Annotated in this window: 6 protein-coding genes and 1 tRNA gene; all 7 read left to right on the forward strand. The window is 55.4% G+C overall.

All coding sequences use genetic code 11. The annotated features are described in order from the left end of the window. A partial coding sequence (locus tag ACETWG_09070) for a GMC family oxidoreductase (GenBank protein ID MFB0516737.1) occupies positions 1-263 on the forward strand: 263 nt, incomplete at its 5' end. A 268-nt stretch (positions 264-531) separates the two neighbouring features. Further along, positions 532-1,173, forward strand: a complete 642-nt coding sequence (locus ACETWG_09075; GenBank protein MFB0516738.1) for a hypothetical protein — start codon at positions 532-534, stop codon at positions 1,171-1,173. Beyond that, the gene (locus ACETWG_09080; GenBank protein ID MFB0516739.1) at positions 1,163-1,831 is read left to right on the forward strand and encodes a hypothetical protein; all 669 of its coding nucleotides are present in this window, start codon (positions 1,163-1,165) and stop codon (positions 1,829-1,831) included. Before ACETWG_09075 ends, ACETWG_09080 begins: the two co-directional genes overlap by 11 nt. Then, positions 1,818-2,147 carry a winged helix-turn-helix domain-containing protein gene (locus ACETWG_09085; GenBank protein MFB0516740.1) on the forward strand — a complete coding sequence of 110 codons (330 nt, stop codon included), beginning with the start codon at positions 1,818-1,820 and terminating at the stop codon, positions 2,145-2,147. The genes ACETWG_09080 and ACETWG_09085 overlap by 14 nt, the downstream gene beginning before the upstream one ends. A 70-nt stretch (positions 2,148-2,217) precedes the next feature. Further along, a tRNA-Asn gene (locus tag ACETWG_09090) sits at positions 2,218-2,289 on the forward strand. A gap of 1 nt (position 2,290) precedes the next feature. Then, entirely contained in the window at positions 2,291-2,584 is a 294-nt protein-coding gene (locus ACETWG_09095) for a GIY-YIG nuclease family protein (GenBank protein MFB0516741.1), read from the forward strand. A 111-nt stretch (positions 2,585-2,695) separates the two neighbouring features. Then, positions 2,696-2,974: a GIY-YIG nuclease family protein gene (locus ACETWG_09100; GenBank protein ID MFB0516742.1), complete on the forward strand. Its 279-nt coding sequence runs from the start codon at positions 2,696-2,698 to the stop codon at positions 2,972-2,974. The last annotated feature ends 223 nt before the right edge of the window (positions 2,975-3,197 follow it).

Here is a 3,197-nt window from a genome sequence, read left to right on the forward strand (position 1 = left end):
AGGGTGATCCCCTGAGCGTCCTGCCGGAGGTGATCTTCGATACATCCTCCACCGCCCATCCGCTGGGGGGCTGCAACATGGCGGAGAGCCCGCAGGACGGGGTTACCGATTACTCAGGGAAAATTCACGGCTACGACAACCTCTATGTGGTTGACGGCTCCCTGGTGGCGGCTAACCTGGGAGTGAATCCCAGCCTGACCATCACGGCCCTGGCCGAATACATCATGGCCCAGTTCCCGGCGAAGGGCGAGAAAACTCGCTGAACCCCCTGATATAGTCCGGACTGCGGGAACCGCTTATTTCACTGCTATAGTAGTAGAGCAGGCCAGCGTCCGTTTCCGGGTTCTCAGGTCTTCGCTGGAGAACTGGTTAAGGCAGGTATCGCGGACCGGCGTAGGCTTGGTCTGGTCCGGTCAAGGGTGGCTGTGCCAGATTTTGCTTGACTGGCTGCATTTTTTTTCATAAACTACTTTGCGATACAAAGAACATGTTACTGCAAACTAGAATAGCTCACCATTTTGGAGGTGTCTCATGCAAAGTGAAATGGATCTTAAAGCGCTGGAGCGCAAAGTCTACCTGGCCTACCACCAGGATGGCCTGCTGGATATAGCCCTCGGCCTGTTCATCCTGGCATTTGGACTGTTCATGATCTGGGAGATGCCCTGGCTGGCGGGAGCGTTGTATGCCTCCGGTGTAGCCGGTTATGCCGGTGCTAAAAAGGCCTTGACCGTCCCGCGGCTGGGGGTCGTCCACTTCAGCGAAGAGCGGCAATCCAGGCTCAGGCGTGAGACGGGGTTCTATATAGTCTTCTTCACCATTACCTGCCTTTTGGGAGTGGTCATGTTTATAGTGGCCGCTTCCGGTGGGATTCAAAAAACCCCCTGGCTACGGCACCTCTTCGAGCATTTCCGCCTGTGGCCTATCGGCCTCATCGGCGTGGTCGCGCTGGCGGCCCTGGCCTACTGGAAGCAGCTCAACCGCTATTACGCATATGCAGTGTTGATCTTGTGCGCTGTCTTTATCGGCCCGATGCTGGCGATCCCGCATCCGGCGTATCTGATCACTGTGGGTGGCGTCATCATGGCCGCAGGGCTGGTGGTGCTGGTCCGTTTCCTGCGGGCCTATCCGCGCGCGGATCTTCCTGTGACCGGGAGGGGAAGCCATGCCGGATAACACGTCGTTTACGAATATCGATCTGGAAGCACTCGAGCGCGGTGTCTGGCAATCCACGTTTCAGGATGGTCTGTGGGATCTTTTCATCGGTGTCTTCGCACTGGGATTCGCCGTCACTCCCTTGATCAACGACGTGCTGCACTCCGACTTCTGGAGTACCTTTAGTTACCTACCTGTAAATCTAGGGGCGCTGCTATTGCTTTTTCTGGGTAAGCGCTATATCACTGCACCCCGTATAGGTCGGGTGCGATACCGATCAGCCCGGAGGCGCAGATTGACAGCGCTGTCATTGATCAACGTCGTCATCTTTCTTATTGGTGGCGTTGTAGGAGCGATCGCCGCAGTTGGAGGTCGGTCGTCCATGACCGCGATTCATCCCTATTTTTTCGGATTGGTAATCCTGGCTGTTTTCAGCCTCTGTGCCTATCTGCTGAATGTGCAACGCTTCTATATCTACGGCATCCTGTTGGTCACCCCGCTTCTGATCGGTGAGGCTTCGTTTCTGAAAGGCTGGAAGGTCATAGCTTTCCATCACGGTTTTCCGGTCACCTTCGGGCTCTCGGCCTTAATCATCATTACTACAGGGATTACGCTGCTTGTCCGCTTTATAGAAGCGACGCCAGTTCCTGTTGAGGAGCCTATAGATGCCCCGCAATGAAGCCAGGAGCGCAGAGCTGCAATCCCTGACGGACATCGATAAGCTGGTGCACGAGCCGGCACGGCTGATGGTTCTGGCCTATCTGTACGTGGTGGAGAGCGCCGACTTCGTGTTCCTGATCCGCCAGACAGGGCTCACTTGGGGCAACCTCTCGTCGCACATCAGCAAGTTGGAGGCGGCTGGGTACGTGGAGGTCCAGAAGGAGTTTGTGGACAAGAAACCCCACACCATGCTGCGGATCACCGCTGCAGGGCGCCGTGCTTTCCAGGAATATCGGCGCACCATGCAGCAGGTGCTGGTAGACCTGCCGGGATGAGGAGTCACGGGAACGGCCATGCTCTTGACACCACCGTCGAGGACTGGTAACTTAAAAAGAAAGTGATTCGTCCGGCGTAGCTCAATGGTAGAGCGGGTGGCTGTTAACCACTAGGTTGGGGGTTCGAGTCCCTCCGCCGGAGCTTGTTCTTAACATACGTCCTACACTCCCCTTCACATGATCGCAGCTACATTGGGCAAACAGACAATCTAGATACCCGGCTCTCCAGGCATAACGCCGGACTTGTTAGGTCCACCAAGGCTTTCAGGCCATGGGAATTGCTTCATATTGAGAAATACTCATCAAGAGCTGAAGCGATGAGGCGTGAAAGGGAATTGAAGTCTCATAAAGGGAGAGATTGGATCAGGACTGAGTTGCTCAGTGGTAGAGTCCGGCCAGGCAACGGCCCGGCCCTTGACGGGCAGCGGCCGGATTAACCACTTGAGCGAGGCGAAATCCGGCTCTGACAGATAGGTTGGGGGTTCGAGTTGCAGTCCGGCAGTAGCCGGACGGAAACCCGGCCGGCGACGGGTCCCTCCGCCGGAGCGATGACTTATGTGTACGTCCTGAGGAGCAAGCCCACAGGACATTATTACATAGGCATATCCTCCAATCCCATCAAACGACTTCAACAACATAATTCCGGTCATAGCATTTCCACCAAGGCCTACGCTCCTTGGGATTTATTATGTGCTGTACCATATGATAGCCGGGAGGAAGCAGCTGCCGCTGAACAGAGATTAAAGGCCGCCAAAAGTCGCAGAGTAATCGAGAAGTATATCGCTCAATCGGTAGAGTCCCGGCGAATCTTGGATTCGCCGGGATAAACTCTGTGGCTGTCAATCAGCTTGGTTGTAGGTGAGTTTACCCCGATGAGTGCAACGAATCGGGGAGTCCCGGAGTTTACCCCGACCGAGCAGTAGCGAGCGTCGGGGCCGGAGCTCCGACGATATAGCAAGTTAAGTTCACGAACTTTTGCCCCTGATCTACCAGGGGCGTTTTTTTTCTAAAGATTAAACCCCGTAGAATGCGGGGGAATCCCGCCAACGG

Source organism: Candidatus Neomarinimicrobiota bacterium (assembly GCA_041862535.1).
Classification (GTDB): Bacteria; Fidelibacterota; Marinisomatia; order SCGC-AAA003-L08; family TS1B11.

Excerpts from the sequence above, each read along its gene's own strand:
- ACETWG_09075 (MFB0516738.1), top strand. The coding sequence starts at position 532 with ATGCAAAGTGAAATGGATCTTAAAGCGCTGGAGCGCAAAGTCTACCTG.
- ACETWG_09080 (MFB0516739.1), top strand. The coding sequence starts at position 1,163 with ATGCCGGATAACACGTCGTTTACGAATATCGATCTGGAAGCACTCGAG.
- ACETWG_09085 (MFB0516740.1), top strand. The coding sequence starts at position 1,818 with ATGCCCCGCAATGAAGCCAGGAGCGCAGAGCTGCAATCCCTGACGGAC.
- ACETWG_09100 (MFB0516742.1), top strand. The coding sequence starts at position 2,696 with ATGACTTATGTGTACGTCCTGAGGAGCAAGCCCACAGGACATTATTAC.